Source organism: Gammaproteobacteria bacterium (genome assembly GCA_014075255.1).
Classification (GTDB): domain Bacteria; phylum Pseudomonadota; class Gammaproteobacteria; order UBA4575; family UBA4575; genus JABDMD01.
This window is the reverse complement of sequence record CP046178.1, coordinates 1,906,073-1,932,535: the sequence shown is the minus strand read 5'-3', so window position 1 is coordinate 1,932,535 and position 26,463 is coordinate 1,906,073. Positions and strand designations below refer to the sequence as shown.

The window sequence follows — 26,463 nt, the reverse complement described above, 5'->3', positions numbered from 1 at the left end:
ACATAGTTGAGATATTACTAAAACGATAAACCAGAAAAACAGTGCTAGAACCCAGGGCTCTAGCTTACGGAACTTCCTCCATAGACTGCGAATATATTTAACTAATAAAAATACTATGCATACAACTAGTAATGAAAATACCAACACTGCAAATATTTTTTGCCAAATGGGAACTTCTGGCATTAAATAAAATTTCGGCCGCGTAACATGCTCTAGGGTAAATAAACGATGTACATCTGCTTCGCGCAAAAAGTATATTAATAAGATATAAGCTGAAGTAGTAGCGGTAAGTTTTGAAATATCTAATTCAGTATTAAAAATGAGGATTAGAAGTGACAGAAACGCACATGTCACAAAGGTCAGTGTTATGATAGAAATATACCCAGCATCCGCTATCGCAGCGCCGCTAATGGCTTCAGGTAGTAAATATGCATGTACGATTATGAAGATTGGCAGTAACGCCAGTATCAAAATATTAATGAAGTTTGAAGACCAGCATTTATTCATTGGCTGTATGGTAATAACGCGTAAATACGATGATTTTGAATGTAACATAGAAGCATCATCATGACAGTAAATCCCGCTATCCCTTCTGTATCAAATATTTGTAAAGATTTTCTAAACCTTGCAGAAATTAATTATGAGTCACGTCTGTTAGTAGGTACGGGCAAGTATAAAGATCTGCAAGAAACACGCGCAGCTATCGTAGCCAGTGGTGCGCAAATTGTTACTGTTGCCATTCGTAGAACAAATATTGGCCAAGATAAAGATACGCCTAATTTACTTGAAGTGATTCCACCAAGTGAATTTACCATCCTTCCCAACACTGCAGGGTGTTACACAGCTAAAGATGCGGTACGTACTTGCCGGCTGGCGCGTGAATTACTAGATGGACATTCACTAGTGAAGCTTGAAGTGCTAGGCGATGAAAAAACGTTATACCCAAATGTTATTGACACTATAGAAGCTGCAAAGGTACTTATTGCAGAAGATTTTCAAGTTATGGTGTACACCAATGATGACCCTATTATTGCAAAGCAGCTTGAAGAGTTGGGTTGTGTGGCGGTAATGCCGCTTGCAGCGCCGATAGGTTCGGGCTTGGGTGTGCGCAACCCACATAATATTATTACTATCGTTGAAAATGCTTCGGTACCTATCATTGTTGATGCAGGTGTGGGTACGGCATCGGATGCGGCCATTGCAATGGAATTGGGTTGTGATGGTGTGTTGATGAATACTGCAATTGCCGAAGCAAAAAAACCTGTATTAATGGCTTCAGCGATGAATAAAGGCGTTGCCGCAGGCCGCGAAGCGTTTCTTGCAGGACGAATGCCGCGACGTCGTTATGCGTCAGCCTCTTCACCTATCGATGGTAGCTTTTTCTAGCGGTATATTTGGCCATCCATTAGGAACCTTTATGTCGGTAAAATTTCTTGCAGCAATCTTCTTCATTTATCCGTAGTTTTGTCCGTCGTGAAGGGCGTTTTACCAAAGCGCAGCGTGAGGCATGGCAACAACATTGGCCACACTATGGAATAGAGATTGGACAAGAAAAATTAAATTTTGATGCCTTATTTGTAAAGAAACAGCCCGTAGTACTCGATATTGGGTTTGGTAATGGAGAGTCTTTAGTTACGCTTGCAGAACAGCATCCTAAATTAAACTTTTTAGGCGTCGAAGTATATCGACCAGGTATTGGTAGTTTATTAAGAAATGCATTTAATTCAAAACTAGAAAATATTCGTGTTATCGATGCTGATGTAGTTGAGATACTGCAAAATAATATTACTGCAAACAGTTTTGCAGCAGTTTTTATTTGGTTTGCGGATCCGTGGCCAAAGAAACGTCACCATAAGCGTCGTTTAATTCAAGTGCCTTTTTTAAAGTTACTTGCTGAAAAAATTTCTTATGAGGGTGAGCTAAATATCGCTACAGATTGGCAGCCCTATGCCGAACATATTCAAGAAACAATAAAGCTAAGCGGTTTGTTTGCAGCGATGCCCACATCTACTTTGATACAGCAACGCCCACAAACAAAGTTCGAGCGGCGCGGTGAAAAGCTGGGTCACCAAGTATCAGACCTAGTTTATATTAAGAAAACTGGCTAGTTTTAGAAGGATCTAGTTTTATTGGTGTTAAACGTTGCGCCGGGCATTCGTGATCTTTTGCAAGTGGACAAACATCTTGCTCACAATTGCTAATGTTTTGCCAAGCAAATTCAATTGCGCTTTCATCATGCCGGTAAAAATGATCGGACCAATCAGGCCCTGCAAAACCGGTGCGCACAAACACATCCATTACTTGTCGTTTAGTGCGTGCGAAAACAAATTCTATGTGTAAAGCAGCTAGACGCAGCGAAAGTTGGTGTAACATATCCTCACCAGTTGCATCAATTTCTGTAATCGCCTCAGCGTCTACAATAATAAATTTCAAATCAGGTTTGGCAGCAACGCGTTCTAAAACTTTTTCTTCAAAATACATCGCACTGGCAAAGAAAAGAGGCCCTTCAAAGCGCATAAGGGTTATATTTGGACAGGTTTTTAATATATTGGAGCCGGCATCTCGTAGCTCTCCGTCGGCTGCTCTCGATAGAATAGTGATATGGGGATGCATGGTGCGATACATGAACAAACCTAGTGAAAGCACAACGCCTACAAAAATACTTTGTTCTAAGTGAGGGGCTAATATTAGTGTTAATGCAAACGTAAGTACGGCTATGAATCCATCGTGCGTATGTACTCGAAACGCGTATTTAATTTGTTTGATTCGAATAAGGTTGATAACAGCTGAAATAATAACCGCCGCTAGAGTTGCTTGTGGAAGGTGATAAAGGTATTGGCTGAAATATAACAATACTAAGGATGCTGCAACTAACACACCGGTAAATACTGCAGCAAAGCCTGTTTTCGCTCCAGCGGCTATATTCACTGCAGAGCGAGAGAATGATCCAGCAACGGGATATGCGCCAGATAACCCTGAAGCAATATTACCTAAGCCTTGCCCTACTAATCCTTGGTTTGCATCAATACGTTGTCTAGTTTGTACTGCAATTGCTTTGGCAATAGAGATCGCTTCCATATAACCGATAACTGCTATTACGATACCTTTTGATACTAAATCCAAAGCTACTGACATATCAAAATTTGGTATACCAAGGCTTGGTAACCCGGCTGGTACGACACCCACTACTTTACCGCCAAGCGTTTCAAATCCTATTACCCAAGAAACTATGCTTGTGATAACTACAGCAGTAAGAACCCCAGGGACTTTGGGAGCATATTTTTTTAAAGTAAAAATGATTACTAGTGCTGCAATACCCATCGCTAGAGTTGGAAAGTGAGTATGTTTACTCGCTTCTACAAGAACATTCCAGATAGTTTCATAAAAATGATTGCCAGATTCAGCGGTAACACCAAAAAGTTTTGCTAACTGTGAAGTACCAATGATGATAGCGGCAGCATTGGTGAAACCGATGACTACGGAATGAGATAAAAATTCAACTAATACTCCTAGGCGCAGCAAGCCCAGCGATATTTGAAATATGCCCACAATGAAGGCGAGCACAGCAGCATAAACTAAATAGCCTTCAGGGTTTGCAGTGGCTAAAGGCTCCAATGCTGCTGCAGTCATGAGTGAAACCACAGCTACAGGGCCAGTTTGAAGTTGTCGAGAAGAACCAAAAAGAGCAGAAATGATTACCGGTAAAAAAGAGGCATAAAGACCATAATATGCGGGAAGATTAGCTAACTGTGCGTAGGCCATGGATTGCGGGATTAATACCAGCGCAACCGTTAAGCCAGCAAGACAATCTTTTACTATGGTTTGGGGATTTTTTAATTCGCCAAGCCAATTCAAATAGGGAATAAATCGACTGATGAATTCACGTGTGTATTGTCGTGCTGTGATCAACTGATACTCCTATTCACGCTATTTACTCTTTCGAAATAGCGGCGGATATTCTATAAATATTAGTTTTATTGGCAAATAGTCAGATTCTATACTGGAGATACCGCAGAGAATTTTATGCAGTTATCTAACTATTCTGATATGCGCTATTAAGCCATAAATGTAATCGTAGCTAATATATAGAGTTATAGATATTTTTGCTTTGAGCTAGTACACAGATTTCGTTTTGCTTCAGGAAACCGGTAGAGTGAACCACTATTCGTCGCGAACTATCTCCCCTGCTAGGGTTAAAGCAGTTGGCATAGTAAGACACAGCTATCAGTTGAGGATGAGTATATGTCGATCGAACATCCCATCATTGCAGTAACCGGCTCCTCAGGCGCTGGTACTTCTACTGTTCGCGAAGCTTTCGAATATATTTTCTCCAATATTGGCGTAAGACCTGCTGTTATCGAAGGCGACAGCTTCCATAAATTTACCCGTGCAGAAATGCATGAGCGCATCAAAGTACCAGATTTATTCGGTCGCCGCATGACACACTTTTCTCCAGAAGGTAATTATATCGATCGACTAGAAAGACTGTTTCGCGAGTATTCAGAGACAGGTGTAGGCGAGAGGCGTATTTATTTGCACACTGAAGAAGAAGCAGCGCCTTATCCGGGACTGGGTAGAGGCGAGTTTACGAAATGGCAGGCAATACCTGTTGGCAGTGATCTATTATTTTACGAAGGCTTGCATGGTGGATACGTTACAGAAGACATAAACGTTGCACAGCACGTTGACTTGCTTATCGGTGTCGCACCCAATGTAAATTTGGAATGGATACAAAAAATTCATCGCGATAGTGCAGAAAGAGGTTATTCACACAGAGACATCGTTAATACTATCGTGCGACGAATGCCAGATTATGCGACTTTTATTGCTCCCCAGTTCTCTCGTTCTGATGTTAATTTTCAGCGAGTTCCAATAGTAGACACTTCTAATCCATTTGATTATCAAGAAATACCAAATTCGCATGAGAGTGTAGTGATTGTGCACATGCGTAGACCAGAAAAATTTACCTTAAGCATTGATGAATTACGTGGGAAAATTGAAAATTCTTTTAACATCAAATCGAATCAACTCGTAATGCCGGCAGATAAATTGGCGTTTGCGATGGAAATTTTACTTACACCGGCTATAAAAATGCTGGTAGATAAATATTCATTACTTAAATCTCAAGCAAGTTGAATTATTATAATGATTAATAAGTTAACGCCATGAATGCGCCATTTCTACTTGGTGTAGCAACTGGGCCTGAGCCTCGCAAATTGGTTAACGATTGCTTACAACAGCTAGGCAATGTGCGTGGTATGTATCAGCTTGGTTTTGTCTATGCAAATGACACATTAGGAGATGATTTAGAGAATATTATTGGCCGATTAAAACAAGAAACCGGTATACAAAACTGGTTGGGCACTCTTGGAATGGGAGTGTGTAGTACAGGAACTGAATATTATGACGCACCTACATTGGTAGTCATGCTAACCGATATTGACGCGAAAAAATTTTCAATAATTGGTAGTAATGATGCAGATGAAGAAAAACTTCTTGAAGAAGTCTCTAGTTACTGCAAAGAAGAGTTGCCGCATGTGGGTATTATCCATGGCGACCCCAGCAACCCTGCTACACCGAACATTATAGACAAAATTTCTGAAATGGTCCCTTCTGCATATTTAGTGGGAGGATTAACTTCATCTAATTTTGAAAACTACCAAGTTGCAAATGAAATTATTCAAGGTAGCGTGTCAGGTATATTTTTCTCGCCCGAAATCAAAACTGTAATTGGCCATACCCAAGGATGTACGCCGTTAGACAAGCAGCATGTAATTACCAGAGCGGAACGTAATTTACTAATTGAGCTGGATGGCCGCCCTGCTCTGGATGTTTTGCGTGAAGATGTAGGCGAGGTGTTGGCGAAAGATTTAAATAAAATTGCGGGTTATATTTTTGCGGGGATGCCGATCGAGTTTTCTGATACGGGCGATTATCTGGTACGAAATATTATTGGTTTTGATGAAGAAGAAAAAGTAATTGCAGTGGGCGACTATTTATATGAGGGCAGCAAATTTATGTTCTGCCGACGTGATGGTAATAGCGCAAGTGAAGATATGTTAAGAATGTTGGCCACGATGAAATCACGTCTACAGGGAATCCCGCGCGGTGGTTTGTATTATACTTGTCTTGGTCGTGGTCGTTATCAATTTGGAGATAACTCAGAAGAACTAATAATGATTCAAGACGAGCTGGGTGAATTTCCGTTAGTTGGATTTTTCGCAAATGGCGAAATTTTCCATAATCGCTTGTATGGCTATACGGGCGTGCTCGTATTGTTTAGCTAATATATATTTAACCTATGCAATTTAATGAACTAGGCAAAACAGGTATCCGTGTTAGTAAGATTTGTTTAGGCACTATGACTTATGGCGAACAAAATACGGAGATTGAAGCGCATGAGCAAATGGATTACGCGGTCACGCAGGGAGTAAATTTTTTTGATACTGCAGAAATGTATCCGGTGCCGCCGTTGGAACATACGCAAGGTAAAACCGAAGAATATATAGGCACATGGCTCAAAAAAACTGGAAAGCGTAAAGAAATTATTCTTGCCACGAAAGTTGCTGGGCCTGGGATGATGCCGTATTTGCGCGGTGGCGTGCAATTAATACCTGAACAAATTAATGCTGCATTAGACGCAAGTCTACAACGTCTGCAAACAGACTATATCGATCTGTATCAAATACATTGGCCGGCAAGAAATACTAACTATTTTGGCCCTTTGGGCTATGAATTCAATGGTGAAGAAACAGAGATAACAACTACTAACGTTATGGAAGATGCGTATGCATGTTTAATTAAAGCAGTTGAACAAGGTAAAGTGCGTCATCTAGGTATCAGCAATGAAACGCCATGGGGTGCAATGCAGTATCAATTGCTAGCAAAAAAAAACGGTTGGCCTGCAATGGTAAGTATTCAAAATCCATATAGCCTGTTGAATCGTACTTACGAAATTGGTTTGGCAGAAGTTTCCCATCGTGAACACATGGGCTTATTAGCGTATTCGCCTTTAGGTTTTGGTATGCTTAGTGGAAAATACATGCATAGTTCGCCTACTAATGCTCGTCTGACCTTATTTGATCGTTTTACTCGCTATAGTAATCATCAAGGTATAAGTGCGACTGCAGCTTACGTAAACATAGCTGGCGAGTATGGGTATACTGCTGCACAAATGGCATTGGCTTTCGTAAACACACGTCCTTTTGTTACTGCAAATATCATTGGAGCTACAAGTATGCAGCAACTCAAAGAAAACATTGACAGTATTGATGTAAAGCTACCGGTTGAAGTCGTAGAAAAAATTGAATGCGTTCATCTGAAAAACCCTAACCCCTGCCCATGAATACAAATAGCATTAATGTTGGCGTTTGGTTAGTTGCAATATTCTGTGCATTGGAAGGATTATTTACAATCTATTATGGTTTTATAACCATCTACGCATACAGTGGGTTTACATCAATTTTTATTGGTGTGGCTACAATTTTGATTGCAGTAGGTTTAATAAAAAAACATCATATTGCAAGGGTCGGCGCCTATGTCGTTTTTGTAATTTCAGGCCTCACCATTGCATTAATATTATATGTTGGACTTAGACCAAACGAAGATGGGGAAGTTAATGGTTTTGGTTTGCTAGAGTATTTGTGTGTGATTTACATTTTCTTAGCATTTATTGCAGTTATCTTTTTATCGCTACCATCAGCCAGAAAATATTTTTCTTTAAGTAACAACTAACTGACATAGGTATCGTTATTCGATTTCCATTGCGTCGCGCTGCGCGCTAATCCATTCGTACACTTCTTGATTGATTTGCTCGGCTGTTTTCCCTTGAGTAATTATTTCCTGACCAATAATCATATTTATCGTACCGGATTTTTTGGTGAGTTGTTTGCGCGCCCAAAAAGTGCCTGAGTTATGCGCAACAGGAATGATTGGTGCCCCTGATTTTTCCGCTAACATTGCGCCGCCAATTTTAAATTTACGTTTGGTACCAGGTGGGGTGCGCGTGCCTTCGGGGAAAATAAGTATCCAGCGGCCTTTTCTTATTTTTTTTACACCCTGCTCAACTAGTTGATCGACCGCTCTTCTTCCAGCACTTCTGTTTAAAGCAATGGGTTGGGTGAGCGCTAAGCCCCAGCCGAAAATGGGCACAAAAAACAGCTCCCTTTTAACCACCCAAGTTAATGGCGGGAAGATAGGCCCTATTGCCATGGTTTCCCAAGTAGATTGATGATTAGACATGACTATACAGGGATGATCAGGAATGTTTTCTTTACCGATTACCTGAAAATTTAATCCACAAGTAATTCGTAGCCACCATAAGTTGCTAGCGCTCCAATAAGTAATGAATCGATATCGCACTCTATAAGGCAGAACAACTGTGAGCAGGGATGTAAAGCCAAAAAAGAAAGTAAGCACCGCCATGCCTACTAAGAACAGCCACGATCGTAAAGTTTGCAACATCAGTCAGTAAACAATCTTCTGAAAATATTTATACGGAAAGTAAGGTATCGACTGCTTGAGCAAGATCATCGTAAATAGGAATGTTACGAGGCAACTGCTCGCTTTGCGCGGTTACCGAACCATTACCTGTGCGTACCAATATAGGTTGTGAGCCATGAGTGATAGCTGCCTGGACATCACGTAAAGAGTCCCCTATAAAAGGAGCTTTCTCCAGTGAAAGATGCGCGCGTTTTTCAATTTCAACCAACATGCCAGTTTTAGGTTTTCGACATTCACTTTCAAGATCTGGGCAGATAAAAATTCCATCGAGGTGGCCACCATGTTGTGCGAGCTCTGCTAGCATTTTTTGATGAATCTGGTTGAGCGCATTGTAATTAAATAACTCACGTGCAATACCAGATTGATTGGATGCTATAAATACTTTTATTTTTGCATGATTGAGTTTTGCGATGGCTTTCAGGCTGCCCTCAATTGCAATCCATTCCTCGGGCGTTTTTACAAACTCATCTGACTCTTCGTTTATTACTCCATCACGATCTAGAACAACAGCTTTTAATTCACTCATGAGGGTGACTCCTAAACTAATTATGACTGCAACCTGGAAAAATCTGCAACATGCATAAATAATGAATCGATTCTTGATAATAAAGCTATACGATTTGCTTTTAATTTCTCATCTTTATCCATAACCATTACGTCATCAAAAAAACTATCTACCGGTTGCCGCAATTCAGCTAATTTACTTAATGCTTGCTCATATTTGTTTTCTTTAAATAGTTTTTCAACATCATTGGATAAATTTTCTAAGGCACTATGCAAGATGTTTTCGGCATTTTCCTTGAATAAACTCGAATCTACTTGACCTATATTTTCACGATCAATCTTTTTCAGAATATTACGAATACGTTTATTGGCAGCTGCGAGACTCTCTGCGTTGGGCAGCTTGCGGAAACTTACTAGCGCATCAATCTTCGCAGCTACATCGCTAGGATGCGTGGGGTGGTTGGCTAACACAGAATCGATTACATCTACTGGAATATCACGATCAGAAAAATAGGCGCGATAGCGTTCATTTATATACTCATTTACTTCCTCAACAGCTTTATCAGCTTGTAACGCTGACGGGAAAAAAGACGCTGCTTTTTCTAAGCATTTACTAAGATTAATATTCAAAGGTGTTTCAATTATGATACGCAGTACAGCAAGAGCCGCTCGACGTAATCCATAAGGGTCTTTTAGCCCAGTAGGTTTTTTGCCAATCGCAAAAATGCCAATGAGTGTATCAATACGATCTGCTAAGCCAAGTGTTATTCCTACTGGCGATATAGGTAGTGTGCCACCAGAGTGCTTAGGCAGGTATTGCTCTTCAATTGCTACGCATACTTGTTCAGATTCATTATTAATAAAGGCTAAATTTCGCCCAATGATTCCTTGCAACTTCGGGAACTCAGCAACAGTTTCACTGACTAAATCGCACTTGCTTAGTTCTACTGCACGTTCGCAATCCTTTTTAGTAGCATTAGTATCATTTGATAAATAAACTGCTAGTTGGCTGACGCGCTCAATTTTATCTTTTAGTGTTCCTAGTTGTTTTTCATAAATAACATTTTCTAGCTTTACTAAATTTTCTTCTATATTTATATTTTTATCTCGCTGCCAGAAAAACATCGCATCTTCAAAGCGTGGCACAATAACTTTTTCATTGCCGCGTTTAACGGTAGCTGGGTCTTTGCTATCTATATTGCTGACAATAATAAATTGTGGCAATAACTCGCCATGTTCATCGAGCAATGGTATGTATTTCTGATTATCCTGCATCGTGCTGATAAGTAGCTCTTTATGCACTTCTAAAAATTGCGCATTAAATTCTCCTAATAGAGCACATGGCCACTCCACTAAGCCCGTGATTTCATCTAGTAATGCTTGTGTGTAAGAAGCCGTACCACCAACTTGCTTCGCAAGTTTCTCAACTTGTTGCAAGATGGTTTCTTGACGTTCTTTGAAGTCTGCAAGCACGTGACCTTTGATTTGCAGCAGTTCTTTATAAGCGGAGGGATGCTTTACTGTAATTTCTTTTGCGGTGTGGAAACGATGTCCATGTGTCACATTTCCAGCTTTTACTCCAAACAAGGTGGTATTAATGGTTTCTGAACCTAGTATTACCAATAACCAACGAATGGGGCGAATAAATTCTGAGTCAGAATTATTCCAGCGCATACGTTTAGGAACACTTATTTTCTTTATAGATGATTCAATTATCTGGGGTATCAACTCACTAGTGTTTTGACCCATACGTTTTTCACTGAAAGTGAGTCTGGGGTTGTCAGGGTCGTCATCCACTTCTAATTGTGTCGCATCAACTCCACAGGACTTTGCAAAACCAATGGCTGCTTGAGTAGGTTTTCCTTCTTTGTCAAAGGCAACCAACGCTTTTGGGCCTTTGCGTTCAATGACTTGATCTTTTTGTTTTATATCTAAGTCACATACTACGATCGCTAGACGGCGAGGCGTGCAATATATTTCATGACTTGAATAGGAAAGCTCAGCATCGCCAATCTGTTTGCAGATTAATTCGCCAAATTCATTAGACATATTTAATAGTAATCTAGCAGGTAAGTCTTCTGTTCCTATTTCAATTAATAAATCTTTTTTATTGTTCATTTTTGTTACTCGCCGCAGGCCATTACTTTTCTAATGGGAAACCTAGTTCTTCACGGCTTTCTAAATAGCAGTTAGCAACATTCTGAGCGAGTTTTCGTATTCGTAATATATATTGCTGACGTTCAGTAACCGAGATGACTTGGCGTGCGTCTAATAAATTAAATGCATGTGAGCACTTCAATACATGGTCATATGCAGCAACTGATATTTTTTTTTCAACTAAGTGTAAGCATTCATTTTCGCTTGCATCGAATGCTTTAAACAATGCTTCGGTATTTGCATGCTCAAAATTATAAGTAGATTGCTCAACTTCGTTTTGGTGATAAATATCTCGGTAGTAGATTTTATCGTCATTATGTTGAGACCAAACTAGATCATAAACGCTGTCAACATTTTGCAAATACATAGCGATGCGTTCTAAGCCGTATGTAATTTCACCGGTAACGGGTTTGCAGTCTAAGCCACCAATCTGTTGAAAATAGGTGAACTGTGAAATTTCCATGCCATCGAGCCAAACTTCCCAGCCTAAGCCCCAAGCGCCTAAAGTAGGTGACTCCCAATTATCTTCAACAAATCGAATATCATGAATGAGAGGGTCAACGTTCAGTGAAGTGAGCGACTCTATGTATAAGTCTTGAATATTGTCTGGAGAAGGTTTTAGCACTACTTGAAATTGAAAATAACGCTGCAAGCGATTGGGGTTATCTCCATAACGTCCATCTGTTGGCCGACGGCACGGTTGTGGATAGCAAGCTCTCCATGCTTCAGGTCCAATAGCCCGCAAGAAAGTACTCGGGTGAAATGTGCCTGCGCCCATTTCCACATCATAGGATTGCTCAATCACACAGCCTTGTGCAGCCCAAAACTGCTCGAGTCGTTGGATAAGTTGTTGAAAGCTTATAATTTTTGGATCGGACATAGTTATAGTGCTATACGCAGCGAGAGTATAACGATGCACTGCGTTAGCTACCAGTTTTGGAATACAGTAAATAACTAAATCTATGCAAAAATAGCTCAGAAATAAAAAAGGCAAGCTATGTGCTTGCCTTTAATATTAATGCTGCAAAATGACATCCTTGTCTCGCAGCCCTCTTCCCTAAGTCGATTTAGATAACACCCTTCCGATGATGAGCTATCTAGTTTGCATCCATGCAAGCTGTAACTGTCCTTAGTTACAAGCTGGTTCCTAATTAAATTGTAGAGGCGACAATCCTTGTCTGAGGTGTTCCCTACGGTGCGAGTTGCTAGGCTCGTCGCACCACTCTACATTTCATTACACACATTTCCGTATGTGTTGATAAAGCATCCTTGCTTTAAAATGAATCCTTTCAGTATTTAACCGCGCTTCTTACTGCCACAAAATTTATCCTTAACTGTGTGACGATAAGCCCAAGCTAACGCGGACATACTTGCGGCGATCCACACGATATATACGGTTGTGAATACATCAGTTGTTACGCCCATAATGACCTCCATGCCATGTTTAACTATGCTCGTCCTGAGCAATAAAAATGTTACTGATATCTATAGAGCAAGGCTTATGCCAGAAACGTGTCCACATTAAGCAATATTAGTAACCTATTGAAAGGCTGTTGTTTACAAGATAAATAGCAGGAATATGTTGCGTAATTCAGCCATCCGATGGACAAAATTTGTCTACATAATGTGGCTCATGGTGACCAATCTGGGCAGATGCTAAGGAAGCTCACTCAGAGCAAATGTCATTACATTTTATAATGATATTTTGAGAATATAGATTGATCACAGCCTGATTAATGTAACTATCGAAAGTATTACTTTGTTATTAATCTGGATCACTTGAGGAAAGAATTAAATACACGGTGCTTGTCAAAGCTATGGCACCATCTTAGTGCGTAGAGGCACTGTTGTGGGGCATACATATACATTTGTCGCTCTATATCTTGGTAAAAAGCTGCGTATAATGCTGCGATTGCGTAAGTACTAGCCTCAATAGAGTGCAGTGGCACAAATTGTGCTTTAGTACTTCTAGAATATGAATGTGCCTAGCAACTAGTCACAACCATACATAAGAATAACACCGTAATAATAACACTATAAAATATATAAGAGTCGAAGCTAAGGAGTACCTAATGTCCGCGAGTGATGTGATCAAACAATTAAGTGACGAAGATATTCAATTCGTTGATTTCCGATTTACGGATACTAAAGGCAAGGAGCAACATGTTTCAGTACCTGCTTCCACTGTAGAAGAAAGTGTTTTTGAGTCTGGCAAAATGTTTGATGGCTCATCCATTGCCGGTTGGAAGGGTATTAATGAATCTGACATGATTTTAATGCCGGATGCTAGCACTGCAGTGGTTGATCCTTTCTTTAGCGATTCCACCATGATTCTTCGCTGCGATATTCTTGAGCCTGCAACGATGGAAGGCTATGGGCGTGATCCACGTTCGGTGGGCAAGCGTGCAGAGGCATATTTAAACTCTACAGGTATCGCAGATACTGCTTACTTCGGACCTGAACCTGAATTTTTTGTCTTTGACGATATTAAATGGGGCAATGAAATGTCAGGAGCATTTTACAAAGTCGACTCTGACGAATCTGCATGGAACTCTGGGAAAAACTTTGAAGATGGCAACATAGGCCACCGTCCTGGTGTTAAAGGTGGCTACTTCCCGGTTCCTCCTGTCGATTCTTTGCAAGATCTTCGCTCAGCCATGTGCCAAGTGCTAGAAGAAATGGGTGTTCCTGTAGAAGTTCATCACCATGAAGTGGGTACTGCAGGGCAATGTGAAATTGGTACACGATTCAGCACGTTAACAGAACGTGCAGATTGGAACCAGATTATGAAATATGTAGTGCACAATGTTGCACATAACTACGGTAAAACTGCGACATTTATGCCTAAGCCTATTGTTGGAGATAATGGTAGTGGTATGCATGTACACATGTCTTTAGTTAAAGAAGGCAATAACTTATTCCAAGGCGACCTTTACGGTAATCTTTCGCAAACAGCTTTGTATTACATCGGTGGCATCATTAAACATGCGCGAGCAATTAATGCATTCTCTAATGCGAGTACTAATAGTTACAAACGACTAGTACCAGGATTTGAAGCACCCGTGATGTTGGCCTACTCAGCACGTAATCGTTCTGCATCTATTCGTATCCCGTATGAATCAAATCCTAAAGGTAGAAGAATAGAAGTACGTTTTGGCGATCCTACTGGCAATCCATATCTTACATTTGCAGCGATGATGATGGCTGGTTTGGATGGAATACAAAATCAGATCGATCCAGGTCCTGCTAACGATAAAGATTTATACGATCTACCTCCTGAAGAAGAAGCGAACATTCCAACTGTTTGTTCTTCATTAGACCAAGCATTGGAAGCATTAGACAATGATCGTGACTTCCTTAAAGCTGGCGGAGTATTCTCTGATGACTGTATCGACGGTTACATTGCATTGAAAATGGAAGAAGTTACCGCACTACGCATGTCAACTCACCCAATTGAGTTTGATATGTATTACAGCTGTTAAACTACTGATTTAGTACTTTAGTTAAAAACGCCCCTCCATTAGGGGCGTTTTTTTTGCAACTGAGACGCTTTTCCTGGGTCTTATAAATATCTAAGAGTACTATTCTAGTAGATCAAATAAGGAACCGATTGGATGCGTATTAGCCTTACCATTTTCATTGTTATGTTAATCACGACCTGCTTACACAATGTGCAAGCGGAGATTTATACCTGTAAAGATGCAAAAGGCAATACTGTGTATACAGATTCCCCAAGTGCATGCGCTAATGCTGAAGAAGTAAAAGTCGATGCATTACCTACGTTAATTCCAACAAAGTCGCTAGTGACTTCTAATAGCAATCGTGCTGTTAAAGAAGACGATAAAAATGCTTATTCCGAGCTTGTTATTACATCTCCAAGTAATGATGCTACGTTTAGAGATAACCAAGGCAACCTTACGATTAACTTTCGTGTGAACCCTGCCTTACAAACACGTAAAGGCCATAAGTTTGTGGTTACCGTTGGTGGCGCAGAGGTATACACTGGAACCAGTACCATTACCGCACTAAATAATGTTGATCGTGGGACGCATGTCATCACAGTAAAAGTAGTAGATGCAGATGGTAGTGCTAAGATCACTGCAACCCCAGTGAGCGTTACCTTACAGCGGTATTCTGCTTTACAAAATACTGAAAATTCATCGAACGATGGAAGTGATGATCCTGGCATTACTCGGAATGGTAATTTACCTAGCAACACAAAATTTAATAGACAAGCTACTCCCCCGCCGCCTCCGCCAGCACCGGCACCACCATCTCCAGGCATAAACAACTAATAGTCAATCGAATCTACTGCGAACCATCTACCGCCACCAAGCAGTGGTGTTAACTCCTCACGCAGATCAGTAAATAACGCACCTTAGCTTCAAATTGGTGCATATTGCACAATTTTGATTCTACAAATGCACTATAATAGTGCACTAATTGGTATAGAATCGTCTTAAGTTATTGATACAGCATACAGATTCAGCGCAAATCAGTTGGATCGATTATTGCAATTACTTAGTTAAGAGCAAGCTATGTCAAATGCCTACAAACATTTTTGGTGAAAACTGAATAATTATGCAATCAATGGCAGATATAAATCATCATAAGAACATATTAGACAACCTTGCATTGGCTGTGTTTTTGGTTGATGAAAAGCTATTCATAAAATATCTAAATCCTGCTGCTGAAGAAATTGTAGGTACGGGCGTGCGACATGCATTGAATCGATCTCTAACCGATTTTATTCAAGATACGGATGGTGAACTCATAAAGCGAATTCAAGACTCTATTCAAAGTGTCCATCCCATTACCCAGCGTGAAGTGTGTATGAAGTGTTTAGGTGGAAGTGAATTAATCATCGATTGTTCTACTACCCCCATGATTAGTAAAAAAAAAGGTTCAGTATGTTTGCTTGAAATTTCTAAAGTCGATCGCATGGTCAGAATAAGTCGTGAAGAACATATATTGTCAGAAACACAAGCCACACAAAGTATGTTGCGAGGTTTAGCGCATGAAATAAAAAATCCATTAGGCGGTTTGCGCGGTGCAGCACAATTATTAGCAGGAGAACTTACTGAGACTTCATTGCACGAATATACAGACGTTATTATCAGTGAAGCAGATCGTTTAAGAAAATTAGTAGATCGTATGTTTGGCCCGAACATTATGCCTGCAAAAAAATTAGTCAACGTGCACCACGTATTAGAACATATTCGCCATTTGGCCCTTGCGGAAACTCCCACTGGAGTTGAATTTAAGATTGATTATGACCCAAGTATTCCGGAGATTATTGCCGACCGTGATTTACTGGTGCAAGCCGTTCTAAATATTGTCCGCAATGCAGTGCGTGCTGCAGATAGATATACGAATGAAGTAAAACCTGAAATAACTCAAAAAACTCGCATATTGAGACAATATACTTTAGGCGATGTTATGCATCGTTTGGTTGTCGAGATCAGCGTGACTGATAATGGTCCGGGAATAAAAGAAGAACTTAAATCACAAATTTTTTTCCCCATGGTGTCTGGAAGCGCAGACGACAAAGGTCTTGGCTTATCAATATCTCAAAATTTAATTAATTTGCACGGTGGATTAATTGAATTTGATTCTATGCCGGGGCATACACAGTTTCGTGTATTGCTACCATTAAGTGCTGAAGACCAGCTTAGCTTAAAAAAATAAATGCAAGGTTAGCAAGAAAAATAATGAAAACATCAAAAGTTTGGGTGATAGACGATGATCAGGCTATACGCTGGGTATTAGAACGGGCATTTCAAAAAGCACAGATCCCTGTGATGACTTTTGAATCAGCCATTACTGCAATTCACGAACTTGAAAGTGATACCCCTAGTGCCATTCTTGCCGATGTGCGCATGCCGGGTATGGATGGCTTTGAGTTTTTAGAGCAAATAAAGTCTGTCCATCCAGATTTGCCGATCATAATTATGACTGCACACTCTGATTTACAAAGTGCGGTGGGAGCATATCAAAAAGGTGCGTTTGAATACTTGCCTAAACCATTTGATGTGGATGATGCAGTAGAGCTAACTAAAAGAGCATGCATGGCTGCAAACGAAGAAATAGTCACTCATAAGCAAGAAGAATCGGTTGATGAATTGCCAGAGATCATTGGTGAATCACCTGCTATGCAAGAAGTGTTTCGCGTGATTGGCAGATTATCCAATTCAAATGTAACGGTATTAATTAATGGTGCATCTGGAACGGGTAAAGAGCTTGTCTCACATGCATTGCATGAAAATAGTCCCCGTGCACAAAGCCCATTTATTGCACTAAATATGGCTGCAATACCACGCGAGTTATTAGAGTCTGAATTATTTGGCCATGAAAAGGGGTCATTTACGGGTGCGCATTCCCAACGTAAAGGACGTTTTGAACAAGCGAATGGAGGAACATTATTTTTAGATGAAATTGGCGACATGCCCGCTGACTTGCAGACCCGTTTATTGCGTGTGTTATCAGATGGAAATTTTTATCGGGTTGGCGGACATCAACCCATAAAAGCCGATGTGCGAATTATTGCAGCAACGCATCAAAACCTCGAGGCAAGAGTGCTTAATGGCGACTTTCGTGAAGATTTATTTCATCGCCTAAATGTTATTCGTGTCGTGTTACCTACTTTGCGAGAGCGTAAAGAAGATATACCTGCATTATTACAACACTTTATGAAAGCATCTGCTAAAGAGTTAGAAACCAATGTTAAAAACGTATCAGATGAGGTGATTGAATACTTGAGTGCTTTAACTTGGCCAGGGAACATTAGGCAGTTAGAAAACGTTTGTAGATGGTTAACAGTTATGGCATCAAGTAATGAAATTCGAATGCAAGACTTACCTGCCGAAATGCTTAAAGATGAAATGTCGGTTACAGATATTGCAAGTTGGCAAGCATTACTAAGAGAGTGGGCAGATCAAGAATTATCAAAAGGAAATGAATCCATACTCGATCGTGCAATGCCTGAATTTGAGTCCATTATGATAAAAGCTGCAATGCGTAAAACCAATGGTAAAAGACAAGAGGCCGCAAAACTATTGGGTTGGGGTAGGAATACGTTAACTAGGAAGATCCAAGAGCTGGATTTGTTTCAATCATAAGAACATTTAAGATATATCTCTCATATTATTCTACTTCTTTTTTTCAGTTATATGAAAATTTTGTTTCTCTAAATATTCATATAAAAAATCACTAAATATATTAATACGCGTAGATCGTTGTAAGTCTGGGTGAATCAATATCCAAAGCTGCTCATTGAAATTTGGCGTCACTTTAAATAATTTTACTAGTTTGTGGTTTTTAAAATTAGATGGCAAAATTATCACGCCTATTCCTTGTGAGCATAGTGCAGAAATCGTTAATAAGTCACTAGCTTTGCACACGTAGTTATCAATTGGGCACATTTCATTAAAATATTTATATGCAGGCACACTAAGAAATTGTCCATTTGTTCCGATAAGTTTATGGTTTCCTAAATCTTTCATAGATTGAGGCTTCCCATATTTATTTAAGTATTGTTGGCTTGCATAGAGATCCCAACTGATATTGCAAACTTTACGGCCAATTAAAGATTGGGGTGGATTCTGGATGACACGTAATGCTATATCAGCATCTCGTCTAGATAGATCTTGTAGCTCATCACTTACTATTACATCTATTTTTATACCGGGATGCTCCTTGCGGAATAGTGAAATACAGGGCGCTAAATAATCTGATGCGAGTGACGAAGAGGGAGCAGTTATAAGTATTCTTCCTGATAACCGGTAGTCTTCGCCGTCAGCAGTACGTTCAAAACTGTGAATAGAGATTTCTGCATTTAATGCATATTCTAAAACAGATGAGCCAGTTTCGGTTAAAGAATATCCATCTTGAACCCTATCAAAAAGATGTGTTCCAAGTTTTTTTTCTAGAGTGTTTATACGACGATAAACAGTGGAGTGATTAACTGAAAGTTTGTTAGCTGCATCATTAAGAGTGCCGCATTCTGCGACAGCTATAAAAAAGGGTATATCATTCCAATCTATCATGTTTGCATATATGCAAAATAAGTTTATATATTTTACAATTAATTTGCATCCATGCAAGGTCTGTATTATTTAGAATAAAGATATGACATCTGTAATTATCGATTCAGCACAGAAATATTTTTAAAATTGAGTTTTAAACATAGGATTAATTTCTGTATGTACGTGTGCATCATTTGTAATTATTCTGTGAATTAGAATAGAACCACAAATGGTTTGATGAGCCAATTACCAATGGGACGCTTGCAGTCGTGGAAACGCTTTTTTATTAAATAGTCACGCGTTTCGTGTGTAGTGCTAAAGAAACGAAGAATTTGTGATTCTTTTAATAAACTCTCATTTTCAGGTAGTAGTAATGCGCCAGTTTCATCTTCTCTCATAATTCCATTTACAATAGGAGAGCATTCGCCATTTTGATCAACTAATGCGAATTTGTGTTTAAATTTTTCGTTAATGGTTAAATTTCTATGCATTTTGCAAACGAAAACCTTCGTTTTTCACATGAACTATAACCAGGAGAATTCTTATTAAGGAGAAAATCTGTAAAAAATAATATTTAATAAAATTAAATAATTTCTTACAATCAAAACTGAGTTTGGATATAAAATTTAATACCGTCTTAAGGATAATGATAGAGGTAGCGCTAGTTTATACAGAATTAAAAGCATCTAAATATTAATAAAGAAGAGGTTTAATCTCTTGTATTTAGAGTTTGTATTTCGTAATGTACAAGAATGTATCAATTATTAATTAATTCAAATATATTTTTATTTAAACAATATTAGATGTAAAATAAAGTCTATTTTGCATTGCTGCATATAGGTTTTGCAATTACGCATAAAAAATTCTGAAGAAATTTAAGGGACAATAAATGAAGGATGCGCCAATTCCAATAACCGAATTAAATCGTATAAGAGCGTTACATTCACTAAATTTACTCGATACAAGTCCTGAAAGTATATATGACAGGGCTACACTTATTGCTAAGCAAGCAATGAAAGTACCTATGGCGTGCGTTTGTTTCGTAGATACAAATCGAGTTTGGTTTAAATCTGCTCAAGGGGTAGAAATTCCTGAAATAGACCGAGATATTTCCATTTGCGGCCACGCGATAAACCAGACTGTTACCGATGATCATGCTTCACGATTATTTGAGATTGCCGATACTAAAACTGATTCCCGCTTTACAGATAATCCACTAGTAATAAATGCGCCAATGGTAAGGTATTACATGGGCTATGTTTTACAGTCTATCGAAAAAGAAAATCTTGGTACGCTCTGTATCATGGATACAAGCCCACGCACTGCGAATGAAAATGATAAAAACCTTCTAGTTGAGCTGGGTAAAATGGTTGATGAACGCCTAAAAGAAGTTCAATTAGCAAATAGTCTAGATTTTGATGATGTAGCCGTTGCATCTAGCGTTGTTTATAGAGTTTTTGAAGAGATGGAAGCTCTGTTAAGAAAGAAAGGTATAAGTTTAGCCGAATGGAGAATATTGGATAAAGTAGCTCAATCGAATTTTGCTACCCCTACAAAAATTAGCAAACAACTAAATATCGCAGCTTCACAAATATCAAAAGCACTGGAGCTCCTTGAGGCAAAAGGATTTATTACACGCATACGTAGTGTAGATAATGGTGACCGAAGACTCGTAAAGCTAGAATGTAATCAGGAGGGCCGAGAACTTTGGTCTTATGGGAAACGTTTAGGTAATCAAGTGGTGGGTAAACTAGGAGTACATTGAGTATAATCTCTGTGGCTCATTCTAATATATAAGATTTAGAATTTACTCTAAGTAAATTGTCGTTGTCTAAAAATCAGAAATTAATTCGAGTGAACTTGCAAGCATCCGATTATTTCATTTACATGTTGATGGTTGTTTTGTTCCAGATATTCAATAATGCCTTTGTTAATTTTAGTACAACATAAAGGGTCGTAGAAAAGACCTGTACCTACACCTACCGTTGTAGCACCTGCTAATAAAAACTCGATAGCATCCGTTGCATTTACTACCCCACCTTGACCAATGATGGGAATATTGTGAGGTTTGCATACTCGATGCACCTCATGCACTTTTAATAATGCAATCGGTTTAATGGCAGGTCCAGATAAGCCGCCTTGGTTGTTGTGAATGATGGGCTGCTTCTTGTGAATATCAATCGCCATACCCATCACGGTGTTGATAACTGCAAAGGCATCACTTCCCGCCTCAATGCAAAGTTTGGCATTGAGCTGTATATTTGTTTGGTTAGGCGATAGCTTGGTGATAATTGGTTTTTTGGTTACTGATCTACAAGCAGCAACTACGCGTGCAGACATATCTGGGTCATTACCAAAGGCGACACCGCCCTCTTTTACGTTTGGGCATGAAATATTTATTTCAATGGCATCAATCGGTGAGTCATCAAATTTTTGTGTGACTTCAATATATTCTTCAATGGTTGAGCCAGATACATTGGCAATGAAGCGTGTTTCGGAAAAATCGAGTTTAGGTAATATGTCGTTAACGACATAATCCACCCCAGGGTTTTGTAAGCCAATGGCGTTGAGCATACCTTCAGGAGTTTCGGTAATGCGGTGTGGTGCATTGCCAAAACGCTGCTCACCTGTAGTGCCCTTTAAACAGACTGCACCTACATCGGTGTTGGAGAATCCTTCAATACGTGTATATTCTTCACCAAATCCCACACATCCAGACAGTAAAACTAAAGGTGAGTTTAGCTTTAATCCGCAAAACTCCAGATATAATTTTTTATTAGTCATTTATAAATGTTTAACGTCGTTCTCTTTGAGCCTGAAATTCCACCGAACACGGGGAATATTATACGGTTATGCGCCAATATGGGCTGTGATCTGCATTTAATTCATCCTTTAGGCTTCCAGCTTGATGAAAAAAAGCTGCGTCGAGCAGGATTGGATTACCATGAATTTGCCAGCGTAACGGAGCATCAAAGTTACCAAACCATGTTGGATGCGCTTAAACCGAAGCGGATTTTCGCATGTTCTACTAAAGGGTGCACAAACTATGATGTCCCAAGCTTTCAAGCCAGCGATACATTTATTTTTGGGCCGGAAACACGAGGTTTGCCCGATCAGGTGCTAGACCAATATGAGCCAAGTAACGTGTTGCGTATACCCATGCATGTATCATCTCGCAGTATTAATTTAGCAAACTCTGTAGGAATTATTCTTTACGAGGCTTGGCGCCAAAATAACTTTGAATAATGACTTTAAAACAATAAGGCCTAGCTAGATTCCTGCTTCATCTCGCGACCCAGTAACTGTGCAATGGCTGTTTTAAGATCTACTTTTTCACTTAAAACATTCCACACTTGATTACAAATTGGCATTTCTACATTATTATCTTTGGCAACTTCATATACAACTTGTGCAGCATGAAAACCTTCTACTGCCTGCCCTAGATCGTCCATATATTGCTTAGCGGTTTTCCCTTGTGCTAACGCGATGCCTAATCTGCGATTACGAGATTGATTGTCAGTACAGGTCAGCACTAAGTCTCCCATCCCAGCCAAACCCATAAGCGTTTGTGGTTTTGCTTTTAATGCAACGCCTAAACGCATCATCTCTGCCATCCCTCGGGTTACTAAAGCCGCACGTGCATTCGCGCCAAATCCTAGGCCATCAACAATGCCAGATGCAATTGCCAGCACATTCTTTACTGTGCCACCTAGTTCTACGCCGATAACATCGTCACTTGCATAGACTCGGAAGTTATCGCTATGAAAATATGCCGCTAACTCTTTTGCATATTCAATATCACTCGAAGCTAGAGAAACCGCTGTAGGTAAACTGCTTGCTACTTCTTTAGCAAATGACGGGCCAGATAACACGGCTGATTGAATTTTATTTCCTAATACATCTTCTACTACTTGATGCATCATCATTTTGGATTTTTTTTCAAAACCTTTGCTTGCCCATACGAACTTATTGGCAAACTTACTGGTTTCTGCCAGTGGCTTTAATTTCTCACAGGTTTCGCGCATAGCATAACTAGGGACAACAGATAGAATAAAATCGCTGTCTTGAATAGCATTAGCGAGCGATGCTTCAGCAGATAAGGTATCAGGAAAAGTTTTCTCGGCAAGATAGCGTTTGTTTTCTTGATCACTCTGTAAGGCTTTAACATGCTCTGCGTCATGGCCCCAAAGTTTTACTGCATGACCATTGTTAGCTAACTGAATGGCTAGCGCAGTTCCCCAGGATCCTGCACCTAATACTGCAGCGGTAGTCATATATTAATGCTTGATCTGTTCAGGGTTGTCTTTTTGTTCTTTAACTGCAGATAAATGCTGTTGGTACAGCGCATCAAAGTTAACTGGGTTTAATAACAATTGTGGGAAGCCGCCTTTGGCGACCAATTCGGCAACGGCTTCACGCGCGAATGGGAAAAGTATATTAGGGCAATAACTACCTAATAATTGTTTATGCTGATCTTCAGGAAAGTTTTCTAAAAAAAATATTCCTGCTTGCTTAATTTCAACTAGAAATGCCGTAGTCTCTTCGTGAATAGCGGTTACTGTCACGGTGATGACGACCTCAAATATATTTTCGTCTATTTTGTCATTCTCAGTTTGAATATGGACATCCGTTTTAGGATTCCATTTTTCAGTAAAGATCTTAGGTGAATTTGGTGTCTCGAAGGAAAGGTCTTTTACGTATAATTTTTGGATTTCAAATTTTTGAGCAGGTTTATCAGCCATTTTCTTATGTGTTTAATTTCTTTAATGACTAATTATGACTGAATTACTTAAGGCTTTCCCTAAAATATTCTTTTGGATAATTCTTTTGGTATTCCTTGCTCTAACCTTTCGCATTTAGCATGTCATCAAGCTTGCCTTCGCTATTTAACTCAGCCATATCATCGAAACCACCAATATGTGTATCGCCAATAAATATTTGAGGAACCGTTTGACGCTTAGTGAGTTCTACCATTTCCTCAGCCTTGGCTGAATCTTCATGGATGTTAATTTCGTTATACCCAACACCTTTGCTATCCAGCATTTTTTTTGCCGCATTGCAGTATGCACAACGGTGGCCAGTATAAATGGTAACTTCAGGAGCACTCATATTTTTTACTCATTTTTTAGTAATGGGGAGCTGGTCATTCACCCAGGCGGTAATACCGCCCTTTAAACCGAATACATTGGTATAGCTATTTTTTAATAATAATTTACAGGCTTGTGCTGAGCGATTGCCCATTTTACAAAAAACCAAAATAGGTTGGTCTTTATTGTTTGCAAGGTTATCTAATTTTTCAGGCAGTACACTGAGAGCGACATGCTTAGCATCTATAATACTACCCTGGCCTAGCTCATTAGCTTCTCGTACATCCAATACCAAGGCATCTTCTTTATTGATCAATCTTACCGCCTCAGAAGGCGGTACTTCTTTGAAGCCTTTTGTGGCGCGCTTTAGTTCGCTCATAATAATTAAAGCAACTACTGCAGCAAGCGCTATAAATAGCATGGTATGCCGCCCGGCGAATTCAATATATTCTTGCATATAGAAGTAACTTAGAAATCATGTAAAGAAAAAACGAGATAGAACTAATGCGCTGAGCAGAATACTTGTTGCATCATATTAATTAAACTGAGTGTGCGTTCATCACCAACACGATAAAATACACGATTAGCATCTTTGCGAGAGGCTAAAATACCTTTATCACGTAGAATGGCGAGATGCTGAGAGATATTACTTTGAGAGGTGCCGACATTATAGACAATATCTTGTACGCTGACTTCTCGGTCACCCAACACACAAAGAATTTTTAAACGTAAAGGATGCGACATGGCTTTTAGAGATCGTGACGCCTGTTCTATGTCTTCTTCTCTAGAGATGAGTTCTTCTGCGCCTATGCTCATAATGGATCCTATTTGTTGTAGGTTTGCGTTTCCATGCAAACGTATCTTTTTATAGTATAGGCTAATATTATAAATGTCTAATACATTAATAAACTATATAAATCAATAAGTTAAAACTACTTATGACTAGTTTAGTGGGTGTAATTTTATCTATATATGTTGCAAACACGAGCTTTCCAAATGATTAGAGCAATATCCTTCGTGCTGATTTTCTTAGTGTGTATGGCTTCGATGGGAGCTGCATTTGCAGAACTTACTAAACAAGAGACAGAAAAAAAGCTCGTCAAGGTTCAGGAGAAAATTCGCAATTCACAACAAAAACTAGAACAGAAACGTGGCGAACTTGGTGGGTTAGAAAAACAGCTGCGTGAATCTGAGCAAAATATCGGAAAGTTAAACCAGCAACTTACGGTAACCGAAACAAACCTTAAACAGAGTCAAGAAAAAATAGCAAAGTTGCAAGCAGAGGAAAAACAATTGCAAAAGCAATTGTCCAAACATCACAACATCTTATATGCGCAGATTCGTTCAGAGTATCAATACGGTGGCCAACAAAAACTTAAATTGTTATTGAATCAACAGAATCCTGAAAAGCTGGGGCGCAATCTTATTTATTACGACTATCTGCATCGCGCGCGTCTGAGTGAAATTGATAAAGCTACAAAGGTATTGCAGTCTGTTAACGAAGTTCAGGCCAAGATTCTACAAGTAGAAGAAGTTGCTAAACAAGCCAAGCTGAGTTTATTGAATGAGAAACAATCGCTGGAACAGGCGCAAAAACAGCGTAAAACAGCAATTAGTTCGTTAAATAGTAATGTTTCATCAGAAAAGGGAAAGCTCGAAAATCTAGAAAGTAATGAAAAACAACTTAAAGGATTAATTGAAAGTCTTCGTTCCGCTCTGGCGGATATTCCGGTTTTTGAAAAAGGTAAAAACTTTAGTAAATCACAAGGTAAGTTGTACTGGCCAGCAGTGGGCAAACCCAGTAATAAATTTGGACAGAAACGTAATTCAGCACGTAGCAAATTATATTGGCAGGGTGTATTTATCCCAAGCACAGAAGGCAATAATGTGCGCAGTATTTATCATGGTAGAGTTGCTTTTGCAGAATGGATGCGCGGGCTAGGGTTGCTCATTATTGTGGATCATGGCGATGGTTATATGAGTCTTTATGGCCACAATCAGAGTTTATTTAAGCAAGTTGGTGAATGGGTTGAAGCAGGAGAAAAAGTGGCTGCCGTAGGTAATAGCGGTGGGAACAATAAGCCAGGCCTTTATTTCGAAATTCGTAAGCAGGGAAGCCCAATCAATCCGGCAAAATGGTGTGTCAAATCAGCTGCATCCAGAAGTCCAGCATCGGGTTGAGCGTATTT

At 39.5% G+C, this 26,463-nt stretch carries 27 protein-coding genes; 14 read left to right on the top strand and 13 right to left on the bottom strand.

Annotated features, from left to right (window positions below; all coding sequences use genetic code 11):
• The first annotated feature begins 367 nt into the window (after positions 1-367).
• The 3 genes from GKR92_09840 to trmB are packed head-to-tail and all read left to right on the top strand — an operon-like array spanning position 368 to position 2,108.
• Positions 368-571: a hypothetical protein gene (locus tag GKR92_09840; protein ID QMU61979.1), complete on the top strand. Its 204-nt coding sequence runs from the start codon at positions 368-370 to the stop codon at positions 569-571.
• A complete protein-coding gene (locus tag GKR92_09835) occupies positions 568-1,386 on the top strand; it encodes a thiazole synthase (GenBank protein QMU61978.1) in 819 nt (272 codons plus the stop codon). Before GKR92_09840 ends, GKR92_09835 begins: the two co-directional genes overlap by 4 nt.
• A 47-nt stretch (positions 1,387-1,433) precedes the next feature.
• On the top strand, positions 1,434-2,108 hold the full coding sequence (trmB, locus tag GKR92_09830; protein QMU61977.1) for a tRNA (guanosine(46)-N7)-methyltransferase TrmB: 675 nt from the start codon (positions 1,434-1,436) through the stop codon (positions 2,106-2,108).
• Here trmB and sulP read toward each other — a convergent pair.
• Positions 2,092-3,876: a sulfate permease gene (gene sulP / locus GKR92_09825; GenBank protein ID QMU62772.1), complete on the bottom strand. Its 1,785-nt coding sequence runs from the start codon at positions 3,874-3,876 to the stop codon at positions 2,092-2,094. The two genes, trmB and sulP, sit on opposite strands and share 17 nt — an antisense overlap.
• Before the next feature lie 366 nt (positions 3,877-4,242).
• On the opposite strand from sulP, the gene GKR92_09820 reads away from it, so the two are divergent.
• The 4 genes from GKR92_09820 to GKR92_09805 are packed head-to-tail and all read left to right on the top strand — an operon-like array spanning position 4,243 to position 7,734.
• The gene (locus GKR92_09820) at positions 4,243-5,136 is read left to right on the top strand and encodes a phosphoribulokinase (protein ID QMU61976.1); all 894 of its coding nucleotides are present in this window, start codon (positions 4,243-4,245) and stop codon (positions 5,134-5,136) included.
• A 29-nt stretch (positions 5,137-5,165) separates the two neighbouring features.
• A complete protein-coding gene (locus GKR92_09815) occupies positions 5,166-6,287 on the top strand; it encodes a histidine kinase (protein QMU61975.1) in 1,122 nt (373 codons plus the stop codon).
• A gap of 14 nt (positions 6,288-6,301) precedes the next feature.
• Positions 6,302-7,345 carry an NADP(H)-dependent aldo-keto reductase gene (locus tag GKR92_09810; GenBank protein QMU61974.1) on the top strand — a complete coding sequence of 348 codons (1,044 nt, stop codon included), beginning with the start codon at positions 6,302-6,304 and terminating at the stop codon, positions 7,343-7,345.
• On the top strand, positions 7,342-7,734 hold the full coding sequence (locus GKR92_09805; GenBank protein QMU61973.1) for a hypothetical protein: 393 nt from the start codon (positions 7,342-7,344) through the stop codon (positions 7,732-7,734). The genes GKR92_09810 and GKR92_09805 overlap by 4 nt, the downstream gene beginning before the upstream one ends.
• Before the next feature lie 15 nt (positions 7,735-7,749).
• Here the strand turns inward: GKR92_09805 and GKR92_09800 are convergent, their stop codons facing one another.
• From GKR92_09800 to glyQ, 4 genes are read right to left on the bottom strand one after another with little or no spacing between them, the layout of a single operon-like run.
• A complete protein-coding gene (locus GKR92_09800) occupies positions 7,750-8,460 on the bottom strand; it encodes a 1-acyl-sn-glycerol-3-phosphate acyltransferase (protein QMU62771.1) in 711 nt (236 codons plus the stop codon).
• A gap of 31 nt (positions 8,461-8,491) precedes the next feature.
• Complete coding sequence (gmhB, locus tag GKR92_09795; GenBank protein ID QMU61972.1) at positions 8,492-9,028, bottom strand: D-glycero-beta-D-manno-heptose 1,7-bisphosphate 7-phosphatase; 537 nt, start codon at positions 9,026-9,028, stop codon at positions 8,492-8,494.
• A gap of 20 nt (positions 9,029-9,048) precedes the next feature.
• Complete coding sequence (locus GKR92_09790) at positions 9,049-11,124, bottom strand: glycine--tRNA ligase subunit beta (GenBank protein ID QMU61971.1); 2,076 nt, start codon at positions 11,122-11,124, stop codon at positions 9,049-9,051.
• A gap of 22 nt (positions 11,125-11,146) precedes the next feature.
• Positions 11,147-12,043 (bottom strand): glycine--tRNA ligase subunit alpha, encoded by an 897-nt coding sequence (gene glyQ, locus GKR92_09785; GenBank protein QMU61970.1) that lies wholly within the window; start codon positions 12,041-12,043, stop codon positions 11,147-11,149.
• Between the two features lie 1,192 nt (positions 12,044-13,235).
• Between glyQ and GKR92_09780 the strand changes: the two genes are divergently transcribed.
• The 4 genes from GKR92_09780 to ntrC all read left to right on the top strand — a co-directional run bounded on the left by GKR92_09780 (position 13,236) and on the right by ntrC (position 18,281).
• Positions 13,236-14,645, top strand: coding sequence for a glutamate--ammonia ligase (locus GKR92_09780; protein ID QMU61969.1), 1,410 nt, complete (start codon positions 13,236-13,238; stop codon positions 14,643-14,645).
• Positions 14,646-14,777: 132 nt separating this feature from the next.
• Complete coding sequence (locus GKR92_09775; protein ID QMU61968.1) at positions 14,778-15,458, top strand: DUF4124 domain-containing protein; 681 nt, start codon at positions 14,778-14,780, stop codon at positions 15,456-15,458.
• A gap of 295 nt (positions 15,459-15,753) precedes the next feature.
• Positions 15,754-16,851 carry a PAS domain-containing protein gene (locus GKR92_09770; protein QMU62770.1) on the top strand — a complete coding sequence of 366 codons (1,098 nt, stop codon included), beginning with the start codon at positions 15,754-15,756 and terminating at the stop codon, positions 16,849-16,851.
• A 20-nt stretch (positions 16,852-16,871) separates the two neighbouring features.
• Positions 16,872-18,281 (top strand): nitrogen regulation protein NR(I), encoded by a 1,410-nt coding sequence (gene ntrC, locus GKR92_09765; protein QMU61967.1) that lies wholly within the window; start codon positions 16,872-16,874, stop codon positions 18,279-18,281.
• 30 nt (positions 18,282-18,311) lie between these two features.
• Here the strand turns inward: ntrC and GKR92_09760 are convergent, their stop codons facing one another.
• Together GKR92_09760 and GKR92_09755 are read right to left on the bottom strand one after the other, a co-directional pair.
• The gene (locus GKR92_09760; protein ID QMU61966.1) at positions 18,312-19,208 is read right to left on the bottom strand and encodes a LysR family transcriptional regulator; all 897 of its coding nucleotides are present in this window, start codon (positions 19,206-19,208) and stop codon (positions 18,312-18,314) included.
• Between the two features lie 191 nt (positions 19,209-19,399).
• Positions 19,400-19,678, bottom strand: a complete 279-nt coding sequence (locus tag GKR92_09755) for a hypothetical protein (protein QMU61965.1) — start codon at positions 19,676-19,678, stop codon at positions 19,400-19,402.
• 398 nt (positions 19,679-20,076) lie between these two features.
• On the opposite strand from GKR92_09755, the gene GKR92_09750 reads away from it, so the two are divergent.
• A complete protein-coding gene (locus tag GKR92_09750) occupies positions 20,077-20,952 on the top strand; it encodes a MarR family transcriptional regulator (protein ID QMU61964.1) in 876 nt (291 codons plus the stop codon).
• Positions 20,953-21,032: 80 nt separating this feature from the next.
• Here GKR92_09750 and GKR92_09745 read toward each other — a convergent pair whose 3' ends face one another.
• Positions 21,033-21,971 (bottom strand): dihydroorotate dehydrogenase, encoded by a 939-nt coding sequence (locus tag GKR92_09745; GenBank protein QMU61963.1) that lies wholly within the window; start codon positions 21,969-21,971, stop codon positions 21,033-21,035.
• Positions 21,972-21,977: 6 nt separating this feature from the next.
• Here GKR92_09745 and trmL point away from each other — a divergent pair, with 6 nt between their 5' ends.
• Positions 21,978-22,433, top strand: a complete 456-nt coding sequence (gene trmL / locus GKR92_09740; protein ID QMU61962.1) for a tRNA (uridine(34)/cytosine(34)/5-carboxymethylaminomethyluridine(34)-2'-O)-methyltransferase TrmL — start codon at positions 21,978-21,980, stop codon at positions 22,431-22,433.
• 20 nt (positions 22,434-22,453) lie between these two features.
• Here the strand turns inward: trmL and GKR92_09735 are convergent, their stop codons facing one another.
• The 5 genes from GKR92_09735 to GKR92_09715 all read right to left on the bottom strand — a co-directional run bounded on the left by GKR92_09735 (position 22,454) and on the right by GKR92_09715 (position 25,090).
• A complete protein-coding gene (locus tag GKR92_09735; protein ID QMU61961.1) occupies positions 22,454-23,461 on the bottom strand; it encodes an NAD(P)H-dependent glycerol-3-phosphate dehydrogenase in 1,008 nt (335 codons plus the stop codon).
• Positions 23,462-23,464: 3 nt separating this feature from the next.
• Positions 23,465-23,929, bottom strand: coding sequence for a protein-export chaperone SecB (gene secB, locus GKR92_09730; GenBank protein ID QMU61960.1), 465 nt, complete (start codon positions 23,927-23,929; stop codon positions 23,465-23,467).
• A 100-nt stretch (positions 23,930-24,029) separates the two neighbouring features.
• Positions 24,030-24,296, bottom strand: coding sequence for a glutaredoxin 3 (gene grxC, locus GKR92_09725; protein QMU61959.1), 267 nt, complete (start codon positions 24,294-24,296; stop codon positions 24,030-24,032).
• 9 nt (positions 24,297-24,305) lie between these two features.
• On the bottom strand, positions 24,306-24,731 hold the full coding sequence (locus tag GKR92_09720) for a rhodanese-like domain-containing protein (GenBank protein ID QMU61958.1): 426 nt from the start codon (positions 24,729-24,731) through the stop codon (positions 24,306-24,308).
• 44 nt (positions 24,732-24,775) lie between these two features.
• A complete protein-coding gene (locus tag GKR92_09715) occupies positions 24,776-25,090 on the bottom strand; it encodes a metalloregulator ArsR/SmtB family transcription factor (GenBank protein ID QMU61957.1) in 315 nt (104 codons plus the stop codon).
• 156 nt (positions 25,091-25,246) lie between these two features.
• Between GKR92_09715 and GKR92_09710 the strand changes: the two genes are divergently transcribed.
• The gene (locus GKR92_09710) at positions 25,247-26,455 is read left to right on the top strand and encodes a peptidoglycan DD-metalloendopeptidase family protein (GenBank protein QMU61956.1); all 1,209 of its coding nucleotides are present in this window, start codon (positions 25,247-25,249) and stop codon (positions 26,453-26,455) included.
• Positions 26,456-26,463: the final 8 nt, after the last annotated feature.

Excerpts from the sequence above, each read along its gene's own strand:
- grxC (QMU61959.1), bottom strand. The coding sequence starts at position 24,296 with ATGAGTGCTCCTGAAGTTACCATTTATACTGGCCACCGTTGTGCATAC.
- glyQ (QMU61970.1), bottom strand. The coding sequence starts at position 12,043 with ATGTCCGATCCAAAAATTATAAGCTTTCAACAACTTATCCAACGACTC.
- gmhB (QMU61972.1), bottom strand. The coding sequence starts at position 9,028 with ATGAGTGAATTAAAAGCTGTTGTTCTAGATCGTGATGGAGTAATAAAC.
- GKR92_09805 (QMU61973.1), top strand. The coding sequence starts at position 7,342 with ATGAATACAAATAGCATTAATGTTGGCGTTTGGTTAGTTGCAATATTC.
- secB (QMU61960.1), bottom strand. The coding sequence starts at position 23,929 with ATGGCTGATAAACCTGCTCAAAAATTTGAAATCCAAAAATTATACGTA.
- GKR92_09720 (QMU61958.1), bottom strand. The coding sequence starts at position 24,731 with ATGCAAGAATATATTGAATTCGCCGGGCGGCATACCATGCTATTTATA.
- GKR92_09790 (QMU61971.1), bottom strand. The coding sequence starts at position 11,124 with ATGAACAATAAAAAAGATTTATTAATTGAAATAGGAACAGAAGACTTA.
- GKR92_09840 (QMU61979.1), top strand. The coding sequence starts at position 368 with ATGATAGAAATATACCCAGCATCCGCTATCGCAGCGCCGCTAATGGCT.
- GKR92_09715 (QMU61957.1), bottom strand. The coding sequence starts at position 25,090 with ATGAGCATAGGCGCAGAAGAACTCATCTCTAGAGAAGAAGACATAGAA.
- GKR92_09755 (QMU61965.1), bottom strand. The coding sequence starts at position 19,678 with ATGCATAGAAATTTAACCATTAACGAAAAATTTAAACACAAATTCGCA.
- GKR92_09760 (QMU61966.1), bottom strand. The coding sequence starts at position 19,208 with ATGATAGATTGGAATGATATACCCTTTTTTATAGCTGTCGCAGAATGC.
- GKR92_09835 (QMU61978.1), top strand. The coding sequence starts at position 568 with ATGACAGTAAATCCCGCTATCCCTTCTGTATCAAATATTTGTAAAGAT.
- GKR92_09745 (QMU61963.1), bottom strand. The coding sequence starts at position 21,971 with ATGACTAATAAAAAATTATATCTGGAGTTTTGCGGATTAAAGCTAAAC.
- GKR92_09780 (QMU61969.1), top strand. The coding sequence starts at position 13,236 with ATGTCCGCGAGTGATGTGATCAAACAATTAAGTGACGAAGATATTCAA.
- GKR92_09750 (QMU61964.1), top strand. The coding sequence starts at position 20,077 with ATGAAGGATGCGCCAATTCCAATAACCGAATTAAATCGTATAAGAGCG.
- GKR92_09735 (QMU61961.1), bottom strand. The coding sequence starts at position 23,461 with ATGACTACCGCTGCAGTATTAGGTGCAGGATCCTGGGGAACTGCGCTA.
- GKR92_09815 (QMU61975.1), top strand. The coding sequence starts at position 5,166 with ATGAATGCGCCATTTCTACTTGGTGTAGCAACTGGGCCTGAGCCTCGC.
- GKR92_09820 (QMU61976.1), top strand. The coding sequence starts at position 4,243 with ATGTCGATCGAACATCCCATCATTGCAGTAACCGGCTCCTCAGGCGCT.
- GKR92_09810 (QMU61974.1), top strand. The coding sequence starts at position 6,302 with ATGCAATTTAATGAACTAGGCAAAACAGGTATCCGTGTTAGTAAGATT.
- GKR92_09775 (QMU61968.1), top strand. The coding sequence starts at position 14,778 with ATGCGTATTAGCCTTACCATTTTCATTGTTATGTTAATCACGACCTGC.
- GKR92_09710 (QMU61956.1), top strand. The coding sequence starts at position 25,247 with ATGTTGCAAACACGAGCTTTCCAAATGATTAGAGCAATATCCTTCGTG.
- trmL (QMU61962.1), top strand. The coding sequence starts at position 21,978 with ATGTTTAACGTCGTTCTCTTTGAGCCTGAAATTCCACCGAACACGGGG.
- GKR92_09770 (QMU62770.1), top strand. The coding sequence starts at position 15,754 with ATGGCAGATATAAATCATCATAAGAACATATTAGACAACCTTGCATTG.